Below are 21661 nucleotides of genomic sequence, written 5' to 3'. Positions count from 1 at the left end.
CTTTTCTTTTTTATTCGTAATATCCTTCTGTTGATTTTATAAACTTTTCAAACTGCTTAGCATCATGACCAAACCATACTTCCGAGTTAGTCTGTTTCGCTAAACGACGAATTTTTTCCACTGTTTTGGCATAGCCGACAGAATCATAAATAATTCCGGGAGGCTTAATCGGTGGCCCGAAACTTTCTGCTGTATAAATGGCATCTGAGGCCAGGATAATCCCCCCTTTTTCAGGTAATTGAATTTGTAATCCGAGCATCCCCCACGCATGGCCGCTTCCAAAGTTCAGGACACGAATTCCGGACGCCAATTCAAGGAAGTCTTCCTCCCGTTTTACGGTCTGCCATTGAAGTTGATTTTTAATCCAGGCATCAATATCTCCCCAAATGTATGCGCCTTCTTTTTGATGACGGGCATAAGATTGAAGGGTACCGTTAAATTCATCCTCATGAACAATAATGGTTGCATTCGTAAACATTTCCAAACAACCGGCATGGTCTAAATGCAGATGGGAAGCAACAACAAACTTGATATCTTCAGGACGAACCCTTAGCTGTTCAAGACGGTGATGCAAGTAACACTCTTCGTTCGCTACCCATGGGAAAGCTTTTTGCGTATTTTCAGTCCAGCGTCCGTTCGCACCCATTGAATCTGGATTACAGGAAGTATCAAACAAAATTTTGCCTTCAGGATGGTCAATAAGTACGGTATAAATAGGGAACTCTACCATTTCAGACGGAGCATTCGGATTGTCTGTCGTTGCCGGATTGTGCATTGCGATCATCCAGTTTTTATCCATGCTCATTCGCCCGTTGTCCATTACATAAAGTTTGGGACGTGCTTCGATGATATTTGCCATGATAAACCTCCTAATTTGCTGAATTAACATTCAATGTTAGTTATGCAATTATAATGCCAATGTATAAATGTAAGGATAATCAGCGTTACCCAAGTACTGCTACAACAAAATCGGTGAAAAATTTCACCAAAAGGACGGTGTAAGGGTTTACAAACGATAAATTTATCTTTATAATTTATTAGTGGTGAGAATTTTCAGCATAGTTGATGCAATTCACCATCCAGTTTGACGTAGTGGGAGGGACGGAATGGTACGTACTTTGAATAACGAACAATTGATGGCCATTCTCGAATTTTCCACGGATGGCATTTATGTAGTGGATCGTCGCGGTATTACTCTTTTTGTAAATAAAGCGTATGAACAAATTACGGGCTTTTCCCGTGAAGTTCTTGTAGGGCGGCACATGCAAGATTTGATAGACGAAGGGTATCTTAACGAATCTGTATCTCTTCAAGTACTACAGGCAAAGAAAAAAATTTCTCTCTTACAAAAGATCAAACAGATTAAAGAAGTAATTGCAACTGGAAATCCGGTTTTTGATGCTGAAGGAAACATCGAAATGATTGTTACTAGCGTACGAGATGTAACCAAATTAAACATATTACAAAATGAATTAAGCAAAACGAAAACATTCTCTCAAATGCAAAATTACCGGTTCTCCTTTACAACAGATCAAGAGGAAAATAAATTCTTATTTAAAAGTATTAGCATGAAGAAAATCTATGAAAAAATTGAACAGGTAGCCCCTTTTCCAACGAGTGTCTTACTAACGGGGCCTTCTGGTGCAGGGAAGGAAGTTATAGCAAATTTAATTCATCATTTGAGTGATCGAAAAGATAAGCCCTTTATTAAAGTTAATTGTGGAGCTATCCCTGAAACTCTATTAGAATCCGAATTTTTTGGTTATGAATCGGGTGCCTTTACTGGAGCACGCCGGGAAGGGAAAATTGGTCTGTTGGAATTAGCAAATGAAGGAACACTAATGCTAGATGAAATTGGTGAGATGCCAGTTCAGCTTCAAGTTAAACTTTTACGAGCTATCCAGGAAAAAAAGATAAGGAGAATTGGTGGAGAAGACTCCATTCCAGTGGATATCCGCATCATTAGTGCAACCAATCAAAATATTACTTCTTTAATAGAACAAAAGAAATTCAGAGAAGATTTGTATTATCGAATCTCAGTTATTGAAATTCAAATTCCTTCCTTGGCTCAAAGGAGGGAGGATATAGAAATTCTTATTGAACACTATTTTGATTATTTTTGTCAGAAGTATAGAGTTCATAAAGAAATGACACAAGAGACAAAAAGGTGTCTCAACGAGTATGAATGGCCAGGAAATGTCCGCGAGCTAAAAAATGTAATGGAAAATATTGTTACATCGATACCGGATGGATGTATTGAACCATATCACTTGCCATATCGAGTCCAATATTCTCTTCACAAATCTATGTCGAATTTGAAAAAGAGAATGGAACAGATTGAAAAGCAAATTGTTAGAGAAGCGGTAGTGAATCATTCGTCACTTCGACAAGCCTCTAAATACTTAGGAATTGATCATTCAACACTAATTAAAAAGATAAAAAGGTGGGAGCAACAACAATAAAGAAACAATTGTCATGCTGCAGGATTGAAAAAAACCAGGTCTTCTGTAGCTACGATTTCCGCGATGGTGAAGCAATCGTGCACTGTAACAAAATTAATGTCACCAGGTTGGAGTTCGTCCATTTGATAAGCTCTTTCCGCGGCTAAACGGGTAGCTGGAAAAGAAGTTAATTCTTCATATAAGAAGTGTTTTTATTCCCCGTCAAAAACTTTATAGAAGGAAGAAAAGGCCATCTCCTGAAAGAATTAGGAAGGTTTTAACACTACATTCAGCAATTTTTTATTTGCTTATAACATTGCTGTAACATAAATAAACTATGATTAAGCTGAAGGAAGGAGAAGCAAAACCATAAAAGATAGCAGAGGTGCTTTATGAAAGAAATAAAAAATAACGCAGAAAAATATATCGATCGATTATTAGCGGTGGGTATATTTAAAATAAATGGCCGTCAACTATATGAATGCTCAAAAAAGGAAATAAAGCAGACTTTATTTAATGCCCTCTCGAAAAAGAGAAAAAAGAGGGCAACACAGTAAATTACGCATGATCTGAACATAGCGGGACATAAAGAGTCAGGCGACGTTGGACAGGAGGACAAAGAAAACCACCGCCGAACATCGAACGGCACGTACGATAATGTGAAAAAGGTTGGGGCAAATTGCTCCCAACCTTTCGATTTGCTCAATATTAACGAGAGTAGAACTCAACGATAAGTTTTTCGTTAATTTCAGCCGGAAGTTCTTCGCGGTCAGGAAGACGAACGAAGGTTCCTTCTAATTGGCTATCGTTAAAGCTCAGGTAGTTTGGCAGGAATGCGCGAGCTTCAAGAGATTCTTTAACGATTCCAAGGTTGCGGCTTTTCTCGCGTAGGCCGATAACATCGCCCGGTTTCACGCGGTAAGACGGAATGTTTACTTTTTTGCCGTTAACGGTAATATGACCGTGTGTTGTTAATTGGCGCGCAGCCGGACGAGTCGATGCAAAGCCAAGACGGTATACAACGTTATCTAAACGGGATTCGAGAAGCTTCATGAAGTTTTCCCCGTGAACACCGCTCATTTTACCTGCATCATCAAACAGTTTGCGAAACTGCTTTTCCATCATGCCGTACATGTGGCGAAGTTTTTGCTTCTCCGTTAATTGGAGCGCATATTCGCTCATTTTCCGGCGACCGTGTCCGTGTTGTCCCGGCGGGAAATTACGCTTAATATCTTTTCCTGTGCCGTCAAGAGAAATGCCAAGACGACGAGCTAATTTGTGGCGTGGGCCAGTGTAACGTGCCATGTTTGTTCGTTCTCCTTTTGTTAAGATTTAATAGGTGTTTACTTCCGCCAAGCTAGTTCCTTTTTTAGCTACATGCTCTTCGGACGGTAGCGTTTCCGCCGCATGCTCCGCTTGAGAAGTTCAGCCGCAGTCTCAAGGGATGAAACTAATAAGATTTGACTTGACGTTTTTACCTACAATCATTGCTACCCTTACACACATAAACAATATTATATCTTATTTGATATAGAAGTCAATGTCCGTTGCGGCTTTTTCTCAGCGTATAAGAATCTATAACTTTCATACATACACAAGTGCGATTAAGGTTATCGCTGCGCCTGCGGCTTGGCGTTGGCGATAACCGAATTATCTTTATTATTAACAACGATAATTCCGGCAACAACGAGTACCAAGGACATAAAAATAACAGAGTGAAGCGTTTCGCCTAGAAATAAAACGGATTGCAGTACGCCGAATACGGGAACGAGGAAAAAATACATGGAGACTTTTCCAACCTTATTATACTTTAATAGGGTGTTCCATAACGCGAAACCGGCGGCTGAGAGAAATGCCAGGTATAATAGGTACATAAACGTCACCGTTGTAAAATGAAAAGGCAGATATCCCGCGCCGCTTCCCCCGATAATAAGCATGACAACCGAACCTAGCATCATCTGGTAGGACGTTAGATAGACGGTGTCCAGTTTAGCGGCTTTATTCTTAGCCAGAATTCCTCCCAGCGAGTTAGAAAAAGCAGCGATTAATAAGGCGAATTCACCGAGGCCGAAGGATGGCTTCCATTCCCCGCTTGGATTGCTTGCCAGCACCACCCCGATAAATCCAAGCGTAAGGCCGATGACCTTGCGCCAGCTCATTCGGTCATTTGCGTACATATAATGGGCGAGTATAACGGAAAAGAAAGTTCCGGAACCGGTAATAATCGATCCTTCGATACCGGTGCTGTAGCTTAAACCAATATAAAATAGTATGTATTGCAGAGTTGTTTGAAAAAGGCCTACCTGAAGGAGCGCGGGCAGCGATCCTTTGACGCAACGAATACTTTGCCGCTTGCTTACGAGAAATATCAATAACATCACCGAGGCGATAAAAAAGCGGTATCCCGCGAACAGAATTTGTTTGCTTGATTCGGCTTTTCCGATTGAGAGCAGACTATAGCTTAATTTAATGAAAGGAAAAGCGCTGCCCCACAGCAGGCAGACAAAGACAGCTGTTGCGATCAAACCCATCCGGCCGGTAAAAAAACGTTGAGCGTTCATTGCTTTGTCCCTCCTTTCCCGTTGCAAGATTGCTTATTACTTTAATAATAGATAGACAAAGTGTAGCATAACCTGGCCGATGAGGGATAACAAAAACACCCGATTTTTCTCTTTGCGTTTCTCTTTTTAAATTATTCACATAAATAATACGTGAAACGTTTTGGAATATTTCGTATAATCATAGGTGAGGAAGTAGGTTGGATGATTTATGGACTACAAAGATAATGTGCGAAATATTTATCTTATTCGTCATGGTGAAACAGATTGGAATGTACAGCGGCGTGTTCAGGGCCATAGTGATATCCCTCTCAATAAACGGGGAATAGAACAGGCGAACCGTCTGGCAAAACATTTAAAAGGTGAATCCATTGATTATATTTGCTCAAGCGATTTAGAGCGTGCCTATCATACCGCCGAGATTATAGCAAATGAGACAGGACTTTCGGTGCATAAATATATGGATCTGCGTGAACGGAATTATGGAGTATGGGAAGGGAAGGACTATGAAACCATTCGATCTGTATTTGCGGACGTTGCCCCGCAGAACCCAAGCAATGAACGGCTGTTAATTGAATCCTTTTCGGAACTTCAAGAGCGGGGAATGAACTGCATTCAAACGATTTTGCAGGCTAATGAAGCAAAACATATCGTACTTGTAAGCCACGGTGGGATGATTAACGCCTTGCTGCATAAGATGAGTAATGGAAGGTATGGACCCGGTATCACCAAACTACGCAATACGTCGATCAATCATATAGGCTATCAGGGCACCTGTTGGGTCGTACACCGAGTAAATGATGACAGCCATCTCGATGATGAGATGATGTAAGCGGATAGAGAAAGAAGGCGTACAGTTGAATAATAAAGTGATGAGCGTGTTTGCGCTGGATCAAATTTATGGAAATAGTCTGGCTAAAGTTTTTAAAAGCTGCACCCGGCATCTCTGCCTGGACCTCTTCCCCGTCGCCAAAGGATGGCTGTTTTTAATGGACACGGATGGGAAGGTAATTGTAGCGGAAAAAATGGGTGTGCCCGAATTCACCCTTGAAACCGGTTATCCTGTAGAAAATATGCCGGTCAGTTTTGTCGACAAAAGTCATGACGGAATCGTTTTCGGATGGCGGGTTTGTTACGAATTGCACACAACAGGTTACATAGGAATGATGACGGATGCAGGAGTTGCTTCCGAAGTAGCGTTTGCTTTTCTGCAGGGTTTCGCATGCTCTTTCACTATGTCGATACGAAATTTTCTGCTTGAAAGCATTACATCCTGTGTGAAAGAAATAAACGAAACGCCCGACTTGTCCGCGATGATGAATACGTTGGTGAATAAGTTTGCCAATGGCTTGACGAGAGGAAAGGGCGAATGTCTGGCTGTTTTGTTTGATCAGGAGCAGCATCGGGCGGTGTTTCACTGGGCCTCCCATCAGGAGCTTGCAGATTTTTGGGCGGAAATAAACCATAACGATGACACTTTATATGAAAAATTGAGCCTTTACTTTACAACAGACCCGGAGAAACGGGGCCAGGATGCTCAAACAGAAGAATCAAATATTATAGGTCCTAATTATTTACTCATACCGATCACCTTCCATCAGACGATTCTTGGTTTTGTAGCGCTGTCTCACCCTGAAGACCAACGTTACACCCCGATTGAAGAAACGTTTGTCCGGGGAGTTGTCGACGAGGTAAGCATGCCCGTTTACAGCGCTTTCAACCATCTTCGTAACCAGCGCGATGAACAAAAGCGAAACATGCTGTTTGAAATTACCACAAAAATTCATTCTTCTATCGATGTGGATGACGTACTGCGCGCTGTTATCGATAGCACGAAGAAACTGTATCAAAACATGAATGTTGACCTCTGGCTGTCCCACGATTCTTTCTCCACAACGCTTCCGGTGAAACAATTTAAATTTTTTGGAGAAGATAGTGAAGTCAGCGTTCAGGCTTATATGGAAGGAAGGACCATTGTTCAAACCTCGAATGGAGAACGGAAGCTAACCCTTGCTGCACCGCTGCGCGGCAAACAGGGGGTATACGGAGTGCTTGAACTCTACAGCGACACGCAGGTGATTCTGCCTGAACGAGAAATCGGGTATATTACTATGCTGGCCGATACAGCCGGAAATGCTTTCGAGAATGCCCAGCTTTATAAACAATCACGCAACGTTATTAATGAATTAATGTTAATCAATAAAATTACCAAGCAGTTGAACACAAGCTTGAAATTAAAAGATGTACTTACGTTTGTCACTCGTAAGTTGGTGGAAACGTACCATACGGAATACTGCTGTATTCTGCGCAAAGCTCCGGATGAGGATATGTTCATCGTCCAGGCGGCTACCGATGAAGAACACATCGGCAAACAAATTGATGCCCATGCGGAACGGCTCAAAGAGATTTATTTGAAAAAAGAGTCCGTCATTCTCGCAGATATTCCACCTGGTGAGGAGCGGGGCTGTTTGCTTTTTGAACACCGTTCTTTTATGGGTGTTCCGCTGTTTCAGGGGGAAGAGGTAGCAGGAGCTTTACTGGTGATGGATTCACGCCCGAACTACTACACGTTTGATAATTTCAAAATGCTGGAATTATTGGCGCAGCATATGAACCTTGCCATGACAAACGCTTCCCTGCACGCGGAAGTAGAAAGGATGGTCATTACTGATAATTTAACGGGCCTGTATAACCGCAAATACCTGTATGATCATATTTACCTTTCCCAACAGCAGGATGCTTACGGTTCGCTTATCCTGATGGACATTGACCATTTTAAGCGAATTAATGATACGTACGGGCACCAAACCGGAGATAAAATATTAATTCAAGTGGCCAATATTCTCCTTTCCTCTGTCCGCAGCACGGAAGTCGCAGCCAGGTGGGGAGGAGAGGAACTTGCCATCTACCTGCCAAAGTGCTCGATGGAAACAGCGATAACGGTAGCTGAGCGGGTGCGAACCAAAGTAATGACACAGACTACGCCGAACATTACGATTTCATGCGGCGTGGCGACCTGGACAAGAGAACAAGCAAAAATAGACGTGGAATTTTTGATTCAACGCGCTGATGAGGCGCTGTATGAAGCAAAACGCGCAGGTCGAAACCGGGTGATTGCTGCTGATCCGCAAACATAATCAGCATAATCGTATAAAGGAACAAAGAGGGTGCTTCGTTTTTTGAAGCCTCTTTCATTTCAATATCACATGAATGAACATTCAGTCAGAGGAGGCTGTCATGAACAAGGTAAAAACGGATCTTCTATCCCTTCGAATCCCCACCCCATTTAGTGTTGGGCCTGTTAATGTTTACCTGATAAAAGGAGAAACGGTTACGCTCGTCGATGCCGGCCCTAAGACTAGAGAAGCCTGGCACTTGTTGGACGAATTTATCAAGCGGGCTGGTCTGGATTGGCATGATGTCGATCAGCTATTTCTGACTCACCCGCACGTCGATCACAGCGGCTTGGTCGGGGAGATTCTTCACCGTGCCGATGTAAATGTCATTGCACATCCGCATGCGGTGCCCTACATGGAGCTTACGAAAGATTTTATGTATTACCACGATCATTATTTTCGTCAGTTCTACCTGGAACATGGGGTGCCTGATGCTTTGCTGAGAGCGGTGGATGAATTCCGAAGCAGTATGAATACCTACACAGAGTCTGCTCCTGTCCATCACGCCATGGAAGGCGGAGCCGAGCTTCCGGGGAATCCGGAGTGGACCGTTGTATTTACGCCGGGCCATACGCAGAACCATTTGTCACTATACCGGGAAAAAGACGGGATTATGCTGGTCGGCGACTTTTTAATTAAGGAAGTGCCGGCCAATGCCTTTATTGAACCTCCTTTTGACCCGAAGGGAGAGCGAGCGCGGCCGATTCTCGTTTATCGTAAAGCCATGCAGGAAATATTTCGCCTGCCGGTAACGCGTATGTATTCCGGCCATGGCGAAGAAATCACCGATTATCGCAGCCTCATTACAAGCAGGTTAAATCGCAACTGGACCCGCGCGGAACGATTAGTTCAGTTCTTGCAGGAAGGGGAAAAAACGGCCTTCCAGCTTTCTGCTGAGATTTTCCCTAAAATTTATCAAACACAACTGCCGCTTACGATGTCAGACACGGTAGGCCACCTGGATCTTCTGGAAGAGAGCGGGCGTGTTTCGGTGCGAAAACAAGGCGGGCAGAATGTTTACCGGCTCGTATAAAAACACCATGAAATTTTTTATTAAAAACATGACTTTTTGAGGTTTTTTTTCGTATAACAATGGTATAATGAGGGGCAGAGAGTGCAGCAAAGAGTAGAGGAGGAAATTGGTTGAAGAAAATTATTTTTTCTGTCCTCTTCCTGGTCGTGTGTCTTGCCTTGATTATGCAGACCGATTTCGGTCAATTATTGCGTACCGGAAATATTGAAGAGGTCGCTGCACGCATCCAATCCTATGGATGGATTGCAATTTTTATAGCGATGGCCGCTGTTGTTATACAGACCTTTTTTCCTATTGTTCCGTTCGTGCTGTTGGCAGGAGCGAATGTAATGGTTTTTGGCCTATGGGGCGGCTTTGTAACCAACTGGATTGCTGCGGTATTGGCAGCGCTTGCGAATTTCGCGCTTGCCCGGTATGCGGCCAGAGATTGGGCGGAAAAGAAGATGGGCCATCATGCGTTTGTACAAAAACTCAACAGGCAAGCTGAGACGAAAGGATTTTTCATCATCCTGTTCGCTCGCTGGATCCCTGTTTTGCCGTCAAGTGCGGTAAATACGGCTTCTGGTATTTCAAAGCTTCCGTTTAAATCATTTTTGTTTGCTACTATTCTTGGGAAAATTCCGGCTGTGTTTTTTGAATCCGTGCTTGGAAACTATATGATTAACTGGGAGAATCATAAAGGAACACTTGTGCTCCTTATCATTGGACTGGCGCTCTTCATGGTGGGACTTAATTACTTAAAAAAGAAAAAGAAATCAACCTTGCTGTCGTAACGCAAGGTTTTCTTTATATTTATAGATGAACGCAATAGGGAGGTGCGGAGGGTGAAGCGGACATCAAACTTAACCAAACAAAAAATTGTTGAGGCTGCGATTAAACTGTTTGACTTTCAGGGGTTTGACGGAACAACGGTACGGCAAATCGCTTCTGAGGCTGCGGTGAATGTTGCTCTTATCTCTTACTACTTCAAAAATAAAAAAGGGCTGCTGGAATACGTCATGGTATGCTACTATGAGGAGCTGTTTAACCGGCTTGATGACTGCCGGTACCGAAATGATTGGACAACCCTTTATGTTCTGCTTCGCAACATGCTCGAAGAGTTTATTCGTTTTCAATGCGAAGCGTATCAGGTGACTCGTCTCATACAGCGTGAACTCTCTGTCGAATCCATGCTTGGCAGAGAAATTATGAGTACATACATAGCAAGATTAAAGCACTATTTTTCCGCCATCATAGAGGAAGGAATAGCTCAGGGGGAATTTCAGGATGTACCGGTTGAGGGGCTGACCCTACATATTTTTTCTATTATGAGCTTTCCTTACATTTATCCGCAAATTCTTCGTGAAGTTTTCTATGTAGAACCATTAGACGAAAAATTTGTGGGCCGCATGATCGATTATGTATTCGACTTTTTACTGCGCATGGTGACGCCAATCGACACAGTGTGAGTTTTTTTATAGAAAAGTTCCTGATCAAAGCAGGAACTTTTTTGTGTCATACCTAATTAATAATATAGGAATTTTACTAAAGGAGTATGCGCGCGATGAAAGGACAGCCTCAACGATTGACTCGTTTTTTTATATTTTTGATTCTTTTAAGTTTTGCACTCTTAACTTCCTCCCTTCAGGTGTGGGCCGCCGATCTCCCTCAGTCGATTGATAAACCCATCACCGATCCGGGGGGGATTATAAAAAAACAGCAGGCACAGCAGCTGACCAAACTTTTCACAGCTGGCCCCCAGGTCTATAAACTGGTCGCGGTTAAAAACACAAATCCTCAAACGCTTGAGGAATACGCCAAAAGCGTGTCCGATACATTTAAAATCGACCCAAATACGATGGTCATGATTTTGTCGGTGGATGATAAAACGATGGCGATTATCAGCGGAAGTTATTTTGCGAAGAATGGAATCACCAGAGACGTAATCAACCGCAAAATTGATTTGTTTTTTAATCCGTATGCGAAGGAAGACGCGTTTACAACCGGGGTATCCACTTTCGTAAAGGAAATTAACAATGAGATCAAAACATACCAGCAAAAGAAAGCCAGCGGACAGATTGTTTCTAATACCGCCCAAACAGAAGCGGCTCCAGCCCAATCCACTGCCGCCGCCAGTAACGGGCAGTGGCCCCTGTGGTTTATCATTGGCTTTGCCATTCTTCTCATTGCGATTGTCGTCGTTGTATGGGCTTATTTCAGGAGGAGCCTCCTATTGAAAGAGGTAGACGAGGTCGATACGTGGCGCGGAAAGCTGTTAGACGAATTAAATGCGTTTGATGTTGGTACGGAGTGGAAGAAAGAGTCAACCAAAGTCAGAGAACGGTATTTGGATATTCTAACGTCGCTCGACGATTTGAAAAAAGATGCGATAGCAGACGTTGAACTCATTTTAGTTGATGCGGAAGAAACGATTGGAAAGTTTCGTTTTAGAAGAGGCCGTGAAATTATTCAAGAGGCGAAGGCGAGGCTGCAGCGTATTGAAGATAGCTATTTTCAATTGGGCAGACGCGCGAACAAGTTGACAGAGACGCTGAAAGATATCGAAACGTTAAAAGGGGAAGTCGGGCAGCAAAGGCAAAAGATTGAACGCCGCCTCGATGAACTTCGCATTCAATTTAACGCATCGTTTCATTCGATGAAAGATCGGCTCAACCAATTTATAAAAGAAGAGCAGGAGATTAAGGAGAGCCAGGAAAACGGTAATTTCGAAGAAACGAAGACAAAGCTGCAAAAACTTCATGAAGAACAGAAATCGCTGTTTGAAGCTGTCCAGAAAGTATCACTGCTGAGGCAGACGATTGAAAAAGACCTGGATCAAGAAATCCGCCAGCTTGATGAGGATTATCGGGAAATGCTGCAGGAAGGGTATACTGACGGGGAAGAGTTTTTTGCCGGCAAGCTGGTGAAAATACGCGGGGAAGCGGATAAGCTTCCCAAGCTGTTCGAAGACGGAAAAGTGGCGGAAACTGAACAGGTAATTGTAAAAGTGCGGGAAGAGATAGAATCTGTTTATCAGGCCATGGAGGAAATTGTTACAAGCCGCCATCAGTACCAGCGATTTTTGCAGGAATTACCGTACCAGCTCTCTGTACTGCGTGAAGATAAAAGTTATTTGATGAGCGAGCTTGCTGATTTAGCGGAGCGTTACCAAGTGGAAGACGGAGAAGCGTTCCACTACTCCCAACAAATTCCCGAAGTGATAGCGGAAATTGAGCATGCGCTGGAGCAGGTGGCACTGACGGAAGAAGCAGAAAGGTATAAGCGAAACAGGGAGACACTGGCGCAGGCAGCAGAACGTGCAAACAGCATGATTGAGCGGCGGGAAGTCGTACTGAATGAATTGAAAGAATTCCGCGCGGGAGAGCTGGCCGCGCGGGAGTCGTTAACGAAACTGCGCAGCGATGTAGCGCGGGTCGAGCAGCAGTTGAAACGCCTGCATCTTCCGGGGATTCCTGAGAGTGTGCTCAATAGCAGCCGAATTTCCCGACAGGCCCTTGCGACCGTAGAGCATGGGCTGGAAGAAATACCGCTTAATATGCAAAAGGTCGAGCATTTTTTAAAAGAAGCAACGGAACAGGTTATCCAATTACTGGAAAATGCGACGAATACGATTCGTTTCAGCAACGAAGCGGAAGAAATGATCCAGCGTACCAATCGTTTTCGCCGTTATGACAAGGAAATCGCCAACCTTCTTTCCCAGGCGGAGCAAGCTTTTCGCAGAGGTGAATATGAAGAAGCGTACCAACTTGCCCGGAAAGCGTCCGACATAGCCGCCGAGCGGTTTGAGTAGCAGTTCCTACATAATGATTCTATTTGAAAAAAGAGCACTTCCTCTGAAAGGGGTGCTCCTTTTCATTCGTCCCTGTATAACTTCAGTCCAAAAGGATGTGAGCTCTTATGGTTACTACACATGTTTTTTCCAAAGGAGAGGAGATTGCCAATTCCATCATTCATGGGATCGGTGCCCTTTTAAGCATTCCTGCTTTAGTTCTCTTAGTTGTTTTTTCTTCTCGTTTCGGAAACGCCTGGTATATTGTCAGTTTCACGTTATTTGGAGTTACGATGCTGCTTTTATATTTATCGTCCACCTTCCTGCATGCTCTTCCCCAGGGGAAAGCAAAAGATCTCTTTGAGATATTCGATCATTCCTCCATCTATTTTTTCATTTCCGGTACCTATACTCCGTTTTTATTTATCGCAGTGAAAGGATGGTTAGGGTGGACATTATTTGCTGTCGTGTGGGGGATTGCAGTTGGAGGCACAGTTTTTAAATGCTTCTTTGTCAAAAGGTTCTTATTTCTCTCCACTTTGCTGTACGTTGTGATGGGCTGGCTAATCGTCTTTGCCTGGAATTCGCTGGTGTTGAACATCAATCCGACCGGCCTTGCATTACTGGTTACAGGTGGTGTGCTTTACACCGTTGGCGCTGTGTTTTATGTTTGGAGAGGATTTAAATATCATCATGCCGTCTGGCACTTATTCGTTTTGGGCGGATCGATCGCTCACTATTTTTCTGTTCTGTGTTTGCTCCCTTTCCGCGCATATTAAAGTAACCTGAACCGTGTCAATTGATCCCGCAAGTTTTCTTTTTGCAGGATTTCCTTCTGCTTCGGACCAATGAGGTCGAAGTGGGGGAATGGAGCCCGATTGTGAATATACTTCGGATTTAATCCATTGGCAGTACACCAATCAGACAGGCTCTTGAGGTTTGCACACCCGACTTTTGTTACTGTTTTGCTGTCCGGAAAACGCGGATCCAACCAGTAGTGAGTCAAAAAAGCAATCTCTCCTCTGCTCACCGCTTCCTTCCACTTTTCCAATTCTTCTCTTGCAATTCCGAATGCCACTGTGCTTCATCCTTATCTATTATTAGTTTTATATATAGATCAGCTCTTATCTATTGGTATGCCTTATTGTAGCAACTTCAACTTTGACCTGCAATATCTTTCGCTTCCACGGGTAGTGCAAGGTAAGAAACAAATAAACGGATTCGATGCATCCCGCCCGCTCCCTGGTTTATTTCTAACTACTCCTGGAAAACAAAAAAAGTGGCACATCCTAAGGATGTGCCAATAAGGGAGTAGAGGTGTGAGAGTCAGTTGCATTTTCAAGGGGGAGTAGGTTCACTATTATACTACCCCTTGTTACCAAATGTTAAACATCCAACCAGAAAAATTTTTTCAGATTAAAACTTCTCTGCTTCAAGCGCCTGTTTCGCAGCCGCCGTGCCGGCCGCGTGTCCTGTTGTAAAAGCAACCGTTATGTTGTAACCGCCTGTATGGGCGTGAACATCCATGATCTCACCGGCAAAAAAAAGCCCTTTTTTACATTTAGACTGCATCGTTTTCGGGTCAATTTCCTTTATCTTGACGCCGCCGCCTGTTACGGTAGCTTGTTCGAGCGAGAGTGTTCCTGTAATGGTCACCGGAAAATGTTTAATCAACTGAACGAATTTTTCCCATTTGTCTCTGGGTAAATCGTAATAGGTGACGTCTTCATTGATGCCCGCTATTTCAAGCATAAGCTTTAAAAGCCTGTCCGGCAAATATGTACGAAGCACATTTTTTATTGCCTTTCTTGGTTCTTCTTTTAGCATGGCCACCGTTTCTTCAGCAATGCTGCCTGCCGATTTAGCGGGCATCATATCGATCGTTAGAAGAAGCGGTGTGTTTTTGAATTTTCGCTGTGTGACGGAAACATAATGACTGGTGCGCAATACAGCGGGGCCTGAAATACCGAAATGCGTAAACAGCATATCGCCCTCTTCTGTGCAAACTTTTTTTCCTTTTGGATTGAACAGGGTAAGTTCCACGTTTCGTAAGGATAGTCCCTGCAGGCGTGCATCTTGTATAAAGAAATCACTTGCCGTGAGCGGCACTGCGGTCGGAAATAAATCGATAATTGTATGCCCTGCAGCCTTGGCCCACGGATAACCGTCCCCGGTTGACCCAGTAGTCGGAACTGATTGGCCGCCGACGGCTACAATAACCGTCTTACTTGTAATCGTCTCACCCGATGCCAGAACAATGGCTTTGACTGCGTCTTGATCATAAACAAGCTCTTTAACAGGCTTATTCGTCCGAATCGTCACACCAAGGCGGCGCACTTCTTTAACCAGCGCATCTACCACTGATTTTGCTTTATTATTCACGGGAAACATTCTTCCGCGGTCTTCTTCTTTTAATTCGATTCCAAGTCTGGTAAAAAATCCAATAATATCCGTATTGGAAAACATGTGCAGCGCGCTAAACAGAAATTTCCCGTTTCCCGGCACATTCTTAATTAACTCGTCAAGCGGTTTTGCATTGGTCACATTACAGCGCCCACCGCCGGAAATTGCTAATTTTCTCCCCAGCTTATCTCCTTTATCTACTAAAAGAACCTTCACATTATAACTGGCGGCAGCGGCTGAAGCCATAAGCCCGGCCGGCCCTCCGCCTATCACAACTACATCCCATTGTGCCATTGTTTCACCATCCTTTCCTATAGTTTTGCCAGCGATACCCTATCTCCACTCAACTAAAGTCATGTCACATATCGCTCTATCATCACGTAAAAAGAGGCAGGGCCAAATAGGTATTCTCCAATTGTACCCCAAAGCTAAAAATGGTCAAACCTTTCTGAGATAATGATTACATGAATTTGTTAGGAAGTCACTTTTTCTACGCCTGCCCAGAAAAAAAATCATGGAATGGATAAAAAATTCTAAATTTTATATTACATTTGACAATTCAAATAACTTGTGATAGTTTTATTATAGATTATCGATAATCAATATTGGATATATTTGGATGAGGAGGGAGCTAACGCATCTATCATTGCCACGAGTTTGGAAATCAGAGGGTTGCATTACTATTTTTTAGGGGGGAATTGAATGAAAAAGTTCTTAGTATTTGTTGCCTTAATAATGATTTTAGGCTTACTAGCCGGTTGTTCCGGTAGTTCAGCAACCAGTGGTAAAAATCAGTCACAGAACGCAGCAAAGGTAATTAAACTAGGTTCAGTGAATTCAGATAAACACACCTTATATCAAGGTTATCTTAAATTTAAAGAAGTAGTCGAAACCAAAACAAATGGAGCCATTAAGGTTCAAATTTATCCGAATGGCCAGCTGGGGGATGACCAATCGATGATCCAGGGGTTACAAACAGGCTCCCTGGAGGCAACGGGAGTATCTACATCCATGTTGGCTAATTTTTCACCGCCTATGCTAGCTTATGACCTGCCCTTTGTTTTCAAAGATGAACAGGCTGCTGATAAGATACTGGACGGAACCTATGGTCAAGAGGCAGGAAAGCTTCTCGAAAAGAATGGCCTTATATTGCTTTCTTATATGGAAAATGGCTTTCGAAATCTAACGAACAGTAAGCATGAAATAAAAACGGTGGATGATCTTGCCGGAATGAAAATTCGGACGATGCAAACGCCCATGCAGTTAGAAATTTGGAGGACCTTAGGAGCCAATCCAACGCCGATCGCTTATCCGGAGTTATTTACCGCCATGCAGCAGCATGTGGTGGATGGTGAGGAAAATCCGTTTGGAAACATGACACTCGATAGATTTTATGAGGTCCAGAAGTACCTTACTTTAACCAATCACGTTTACAATCCGATGGGACTTGTCATTTCGAAAATCTTTTACGATCAACTTACTCCAGATCAACAAAAAGCGGTAAAGGACGCTGCAGTTGAAGCGGCTAACTACCAGCGTAAATTAAATCGAGAGAAAAACGCAGAGTATAAGAAGACACTTATAGAAAAAGGTATGAAAATAACGGAACTTACGCCAGAAGCTTATAACGATTTTGTGAATAAAGTTCAGCCGGTTTATAAAAATAATGAATCGAAAATTGGAAAACAATATTTCGATGAATTTTTCTCGGAATTAAAAAAATAGGTCACTATCTCTTTACATGAATCTTCGAAAAGAAAAAAACTTCATTTTATTACTTGGAGGTACGGGAATATGAATCTTTTACTAGATTCCTTTGAATTTGGGTTGCATACGCAAATTCATTACGGTGTTGGTATGCTCGAGAAGCTTCCGGATGTGATCAAGAAATACAATTATACAAAAGTTTTAATCTGTACAGATGGAGGTATTGTTCGGTCGGGTGGGTTAGATCGCCTGGAAAAAATACTTACGAAAGCAGACATTACCTATACCGTTTTTGCGGAAGTCCAACCGGACCCTACGCTTGAAATTGTAGAACATGTAAAGCAAATATACCTGACGAACGAGTGTGAGGCCATTATTGGGATTGGCGGAGGAAGCTCTATTGATACAGCAAAAGGCGCTTCAGCTGCCGTTGCCAATTCCGGAAATCTTGCACAATTCGAAGGGAAAAATAAACTTCCAAATCGCGGCCCAGATGTTATCGCGATTCCAACAACAGCCGGGACGGGTTCTGAAATTACCCATGCAACCGTTCTGAAAGATACCACAAGGCAATATAAAATGGGTATTCTAAGCGAACATCTGCATCCGAAAGCAGCCATTTTGGATCCGCAACTTTTGACAACGCTTCCAAAACACGTTGTCGCTATTACGGGGATGGATGCACTAAGCCATGCGATTGAATCTTACACGTCTAATCAGGCACAACCCATTACAGAAGCATTGGGGCTCTATGCCATCCGATTGATTGGTAAGTCTCTTAGACCATTTGTAGCCCGGCGTATGGATTTGGAAGCGGCATCACAAATGATGCTGGCCAGTACTATTGCTGGAGCAGCATTCATTTGGGGGCGGGTGGCAGCCGTGCATGCCTTATCGCATCCTTTAGGAGGCCGCTATCGGATTGCCCATGGATTGGCCAATTCCATTTTATTGCCTGTTGTAATGGAGTATAACGTAAGCACAAACTTAGAAAAATTTCGGGAAATAGCCATTGCGCTAGGTGAGAACGTGGAAGGACTTAGCGTCAGAGATGCGGCTGATCGAGCTGTGTTCGCGGTAAAAAAACTAGTCTCTGATCTGGAAATCCCACCAACTCTCAGTCAGATAAACGTGAAATTATCATCGGAAGAATTAGATGTGGTCTCCCAGGAAGCTTTTGATAGTGGTATAGCTCTGGCCAATCCGAAAGATGTATCGGCAGCAGATTTGCGCTTCATTTTAGAAAGAGTGCTTTAGGAGGAAACTTCATGACAAAAAACATTACTTTGCCATTAACAATAAAGACTACATTACCACTAGAGATTAGCAACTTTATTGACGGGGAATGGGTGCCCTCAACAAGTGGAAAAACTTTCACCAGAGAAAATCCGGCAAAATCAAGCGAAATTGTGGCTATCGCTCCCTACTCAAATGAAGAAGATACGAATCGAGCGGTAGAAGCGGCATATCGGGCTTTTCACGAATGGTCAAACACACCGGCACCCACACGCGGAGATCTATTATTTCGTTTTGCTTCGATTCTGGAAGCGAAACGGGTTGAAGTGGCACATTTGTTGACAGTCGAACAAGGGAAACCATTGAAGGAGTCGCTGGGCGAGGTAGATAAAACGATTCGTGAAGTGCGTTATATTGCCGGGGAAGCTTCCCGGTTGGGAGGAGAGACATTACCCAGTGAACGCCCGGGAATCTCTATTAAAACCGTTCGCATACCAAAAGGGGTGATTGCTGCTATATCACCATGGAACTTCCCCATTGTCACCCCGCTTCGAAAGATTGCTCCCGCCTTAGCGGCCGGCAATACCGTTGTATTTAAACCAGCCAGTGTGACAGCTGCCATGGGAGCGAAAATTATTGAAATTTTTGAGGAAGCCGGACTGTCGAAAGGAGTATTGAATTTAGTAATTGGATCCGGCCGTCAGGTTGGCGATATCCTTGTCGGTCACCCATTGGTTCGTGGAATAACCTTTACAGGCTCAACGGCAGTCGGATCGTCGATATACCGTATCGCAGCAGAACGTTTGGTTCAAGTCCAATTGGAGATGGGGGGGAAAAACGCAGCGGTCATCTTTGATTATGAGGATATAGAAAGAGCCGTGGATCAAATCGTGCCCGCCGCTTTTGCAGCGAGTGGACAGCGATGTACTTCAATTAGCCGTATCGTTGTACAACGAAGCTGCCTCAAATCATTAATTAAAAGCCTTTCCACGAGAGTATCTTCCTATAAGATAGGAGATGGGTTGGATGACGCTGTCACCTTTGGTCCGCTCGTGTCACAGGAGCAATTAGATACGGTTGAGCGTTATGTTCAGCTTGGGTTGGAAGAGGGAGCAAGCTTAATCGCTGGAGGACAGCGTGCAGGAGAACAAGGATATTTCTTCCAACCTACAATTTTTAGTGATGTTACGGCGGAGATGAGAATTGCGAAGGAAGAAATATTTGGGCCCGTACTCACCATCGTTCCTGTCGATGACTTCGGTGAAGCATTACAAATCGTGAATGATACAGAGTATGGCTTAGCAGCCTCGTGTTTTACTAAAAATATGGAATACGCCGAAAGATTTGCCAGTGAGGTGCAAACGGGTATGCTTCATATCAACAACGGAACGATTAGTGAATCGCATGTGCCGTTTGGCGGGTTAAAAGATTCCGCAGTTGGTCCGTATTCTATTGGTGTCACAACAAAAGATTTTTTCACTGATTTGAAAGTTATTTATTCGGGTGCTAAATAAACGGCAGGGAGGATCATGATAATGCAGCTTACAGAGACAGAGACGTCATGGCAAAAAATTGTCCGTGATTTCGCACAGAAAAAATTAAAGCCGGGGACATATTGGTTAGAAGGAGAAGAATTTTGGGAGAACGCTAGAATGCTTGCAGAACATGGCTTTCTTGGGGTCACTCTTCCTGAAGAATATGGCGGTATGAATTTAAGTCTATTGGATGCTTTGTTAATTATAGAAGAATTATGCCGTGTTTGTCCGACCAGCGGAAGATTGGTTTACCATACCAGCATTGGAATTGCAAACTTTATCAATCATTTGGGCACGGAAGAACAAAAGAAGAAATACTTGCCCCGGATTATTTCCGGTGAACTATTTGTTGCCCTTGGCATGAGTGAACCAGAGGCCGGCAGTGCGACCACAGATTTGACCACTACCGCTACGGATGCCGGGGATTACTATAAATTAAATGGCTCCAAAATATTTATCAGTGAAGCTCACCTTGCCGACTTATTCGTTGTTTATGTTCGTTTTGGCAATACGGGTCGTGCCTCCGACATTGGGGCTATCCTCGTAGAACGCAATACTCCGGGATTCACCGTAGGGGTAAACGAGGAAAATATGAGCGGGGAAATTCAATGTGCGCTCTATTTTGATGACGCTCTTGTACCAAAAGAAAACCTTTTGATTGAAAGAGATGCATTTAAGGCGTTAATGGGCGTGTATAACGGTGTTCGATTAGGGTATGCCGCTCAAACACTTGGCATTACCCAGGCAGCCTTTGATCGCACCGTGCAATATGTACAGGAACGAAAACAATTCGGTAAGGAGATATGTGAGTTTCAGGGTGTTCAGTGGATGATTGCTGATATGTATATGCAGTTGGAAGCTGCCAGAACGTTATTATACCGGGCTGCACAAGCGGCGGCAAATAATAAGCCGGACAAAAATGCTGTAAGCATTGCCAAAGTTTATGTTGCTGAGGCAGCAAAGAAGATTACAGATGATTGCCTGCAGCTGCACGGAGGCTACGGTTTCTCCAAACAGTACCCCTTGGAATGGTATTACCGGTGTGTGCGCGCTGCATCGATTGCCGGGGGGACTTTACAAGTGCATAAAACGATGATGGCTGCCAGCGTCCTTGGGCGCAAATTCGATCAACGAAAGTAGGCTGATGATATGAGTATGAATGTAAAAAAACCAGCTCTATCAGAAATCATAAATACCTTGTTAGAGTTTGATACGGCTATTGTATCCGATTGTCTGGCAGGGAACCAGCAAGCCATGGATCGAGGGATTAAACCCCTTGATGCTCAAAATAAGATTTGTGGCCAGGCTTTCACCGTTCATTGCCCGCCGGGTGACAACCTTATGCTTCATCTTGCGGTTTCCAAGGCTCAACCAGGTGATATCCTTGTGGCTTCCACGAACGGTTACTATGAAGGAGGGGCTTGGGGAGAAATTATCACCATTGCAGCTCAGGAACGCGGAATTCAAGCGGTAGTCATTGACGGCAGCATTCGTGACTCTCAACAAATTATGGAATTAGGTTTTCCTATATTTACCCGATCCATTTCGATAAAAAAGACGGAAAAGAAAAATATAGGAAAATTGAATGTACCTGTACTGGTTGGGGGGGTATGGGTGAATCCTGGAGACATCATCCTGGGAAATGCTGACGGTGTCGTCGTCATTCCCCGGGATCACCTGGAAGAGATTGCGGGAAAAGCACAAGAAAAAGTAGAGTTTGAACAAGAAATAATAGAGCGGATTAAGCAGGGTGAACTCACGGTAGATTTGTTTGATTTACGAAAGTATGAAGGTGAATAAAGG

General features: G+C 43.6%; 19 protein-coding genes and 1 pseudogene. 14 read left to right on the top strand and 6 right to left on the bottom strand.

What is annotated here, in order from left to right; genetic code table 11:
• Positions 1-10: 10 nt before the first annotated feature.
• On the bottom strand, positions 11-859 hold the full coding sequence (gene ahlS / locus H525_RS0106410; protein ID WP_027415532.1) for an AhlS family quorum-quenching N-acyl homoserine lactonase: 849 nt from the start codon (positions 857-859) through the stop codon (positions 11-13).
• Positions 860-1106: 247 nt separating this feature from the next.
• Between ahlS and H525_RS0106405 the strand changes: the two genes are divergently transcribed.
• Entirely contained in the window at positions 1107-2462 is a 1356-nt protein-coding gene (locus tag H525_RS0106405) for a sigma-54 interaction domain-containing protein (protein WP_035100213.1), read from the top strand.
• Positions 2463-2473: 11 nt separating this feature from the next.
• Here the strand turns inward: H525_RS0106405 and H525_RS29365 are convergent.
• Positions 2474-2626: pseudogene (locus tag H525_RS29365) on the bottom strand (thiolase C-terminal domain-containing protein); the annotation flags it as partial.
• 207 nt (positions 2627-2833) lie between these two features.
• On the opposite strand from H525_RS29365, the gene fbpA reads away from it, so the two are divergent.
• Complete coding sequence (fbpA, locus tag H525_RS26070) at positions 2834-2998, top strand: Fur-regulated basic protein FbpA (RefSeq protein WP_081413264.1); 165 nt, start codon at positions 2834-2836, stop codon at positions 2996-2998.
• A gap of 151 nt (positions 2999-3149) precedes the next feature.
• On the opposite strand, the gene rpsD is transcribed toward fbpA, so the two are convergent.
• Both rpsD and H525_RS23030 read right to left on the bottom strand, forming a co-directional pair.
• Positions 3150-3746, bottom strand: coding sequence for a 30S ribosomal protein S4 (gene rpsD, locus H525_RS0106395; RefSeq protein ID WP_027415530.1), 597 nt, complete (start codon positions 3744-3746; stop codon positions 3150-3152).
• Positions 3747-4051: 305 nt separating this feature from the next.
• Positions 4052-5002, bottom strand: coding sequence for a DMT family transporter (locus H525_RS23030; RefSeq protein WP_035100211.1), 951 nt, complete (start codon positions 5000-5002; stop codon positions 4052-4054).
• A gap of 208 nt (positions 5003-5210) precedes the next feature.
• On the opposite strand from H525_RS23030, the gene H525_RS0106385 reads away from it, so the two are divergent.
• The 7 genes from H525_RS0106385 to trhA all read left to right on the top strand — a co-directional run bounded on the left by H525_RS0106385 (position 5211) and on the right by trhA (position 13756).
• Positions 5211-5831, top strand: coding sequence for a histidine phosphatase family protein (locus H525_RS0106385; protein WP_035100209.1), 621 nt, complete (start codon positions 5211-5213; stop codon positions 5829-5831).
• A 25-nt stretch (positions 5832-5856) separates the two neighbouring features.
• Positions 5857-8136 carry a sensor domain-containing diguanylate cyclase gene (locus tag H525_RS23025; RefSeq protein WP_051330846.1) on the top strand — a complete coding sequence of 760 codons (2280 nt, stop codon included), beginning with the start codon at positions 5857-5859 and terminating at the stop codon, positions 8134-8136.
• Positions 8137-8236: 100 nt separating this feature from the next.
• Positions 8237-9208: an MBL fold metallo-hydrolase gene (locus H525_RS0106375; protein ID WP_051330845.1), complete on the top strand. Its 972-nt coding sequence runs from the start codon at positions 8237-8239 to the stop codon at positions 9206-9208.
• 110 nt (positions 9209-9318) lie between these two features.
• Complete coding sequence (locus tag H525_RS0106370) at positions 9319-9981, top strand: TVP38/TMEM64 family protein (protein ID WP_027415527.1); 663 nt, start codon at positions 9319-9321, stop codon at positions 9979-9981.
• Positions 9982-10032: 51 nt separating this feature from the next.
• Positions 10033-10656 (top strand): forespore capture DNA-binding protein RefZ, encoded by a 624-nt coding sequence (gene refZ, locus H525_RS0106365; protein WP_027415526.1) that lies wholly within the window; start codon positions 10033-10035, stop codon positions 10654-10656.
• Between the two features lie 137 nt (positions 10657-10793).
• Positions 10794-12998 (top strand): septation ring formation regulator EzrA, encoded by a 2205-nt coding sequence (locus H525_RS0106360; protein WP_211236982.1) that lies wholly within the window; start codon positions 10794-10796, stop codon positions 12996-12998.
• A gap of 107 nt (positions 12999-13105) precedes the next feature.
• On the top strand, positions 13106-13756 hold the full coding sequence (gene trhA / locus H525_RS0106355; RefSeq protein WP_027415524.1) for a PAQR family membrane homeostasis protein TrhA: 651 nt from the start codon (positions 13106-13108) through the stop codon (positions 13754-13756).
• On the opposite strand, the gene H525_RS0106350 is transcribed toward trhA, so the two are convergent.
• The gene (locus H525_RS0106350; protein ID WP_027415523.1) at positions 13753-14055 is read right to left on the bottom strand and encodes a hypothetical protein; all 303 of its coding nucleotides are present in this window, start codon (positions 14053-14055) and stop codon (positions 13753-13755) included. The two genes, trhA and H525_RS0106350, sit on opposite strands and share 4 nt — an antisense overlap.
• Positions 14056-14393: 338 nt before the next feature.
• Positions 14394-15674, bottom strand: a complete 1281-nt coding sequence (locus tag H525_RS0106345) for a BaiN/RdsA family NAD(P)/FAD-dependent oxidoreductase (RefSeq protein ID WP_035100204.1) — start codon at positions 15672-15674, stop codon at positions 14394-14396.
• Positions 15675-16082: 408 nt separating this feature from the next.
• Here H525_RS0106345 and H525_RS0106340 point away from each other — a divergent pair, with 408 nt between their 5' ends.
• The 5 genes from H525_RS0106340 (at position 16083) to H525_RS0106320 (ending at position 21658) form a co-directional block, all read left to right on the top strand.
• Positions 16083-17105, top strand: coding sequence for a TRAP transporter substrate-binding protein (locus tag H525_RS0106340; RefSeq protein WP_027415521.1), 1023 nt, complete (start codon positions 16083-16085; stop codon positions 17103-17105).
• Positions 17106-17174: 69 nt separating this feature from the next.
• Complete coding sequence (locus H525_RS0106335; RefSeq protein WP_027415520.1) at positions 17175-18344, top strand: iron-containing alcohol dehydrogenase; 1170 nt, start codon at positions 17175-17177, stop codon at positions 18342-18344.
• 11 nt (positions 18345-18355) lie between these two features.
• Entirely contained in the window at positions 18356-19837 is a 1482-nt protein-coding gene (locus tag H525_RS0106330; protein WP_035100200.1) for an aldehyde dehydrogenase family protein, read from the top strand.
• A 21-nt stretch (positions 19838-19858) separates the two neighbouring features.
• Positions 19859-20998, top strand: coding sequence for an acyl-CoA dehydrogenase family protein (locus tag H525_RS0106325; RefSeq protein WP_051330844.1), 1140 nt, complete (start codon positions 19859-19861; stop codon positions 20996-20998).
• A 15-nt stretch (positions 20999-21013) separates the two neighbouring features.
• Positions 21014-21658 (top strand): 4-carboxy-4-hydroxy-2-oxoadipate aldolase/oxaloacetate decarboxylase, encoded by a 645-nt coding sequence (locus H525_RS0106320; RefSeq protein WP_211236981.1) that lies wholly within the window; start codon positions 21014-21016, stop codon positions 21656-21658.
• Positions 21659-21661 lie beyond the last annotated feature (3 nt).

Origin of the sequence: Aneurinibacillus terranovensis DSM 18919 (genome assembly GCF_000430625.1) — a bacterium.
Taxonomy (GTDB): Bacteria; Bacillota; Bacilli; order Aneurinibacillales; family Aneurinibacillaceae; genus Aneurinibacillus_B; species Aneurinibacillus_B terranovensis.
The sequence above is the reverse complement of the archived record's forward strand: the minus strand, read 5'-3'. Positions and strand labels throughout refer to the sequence as shown.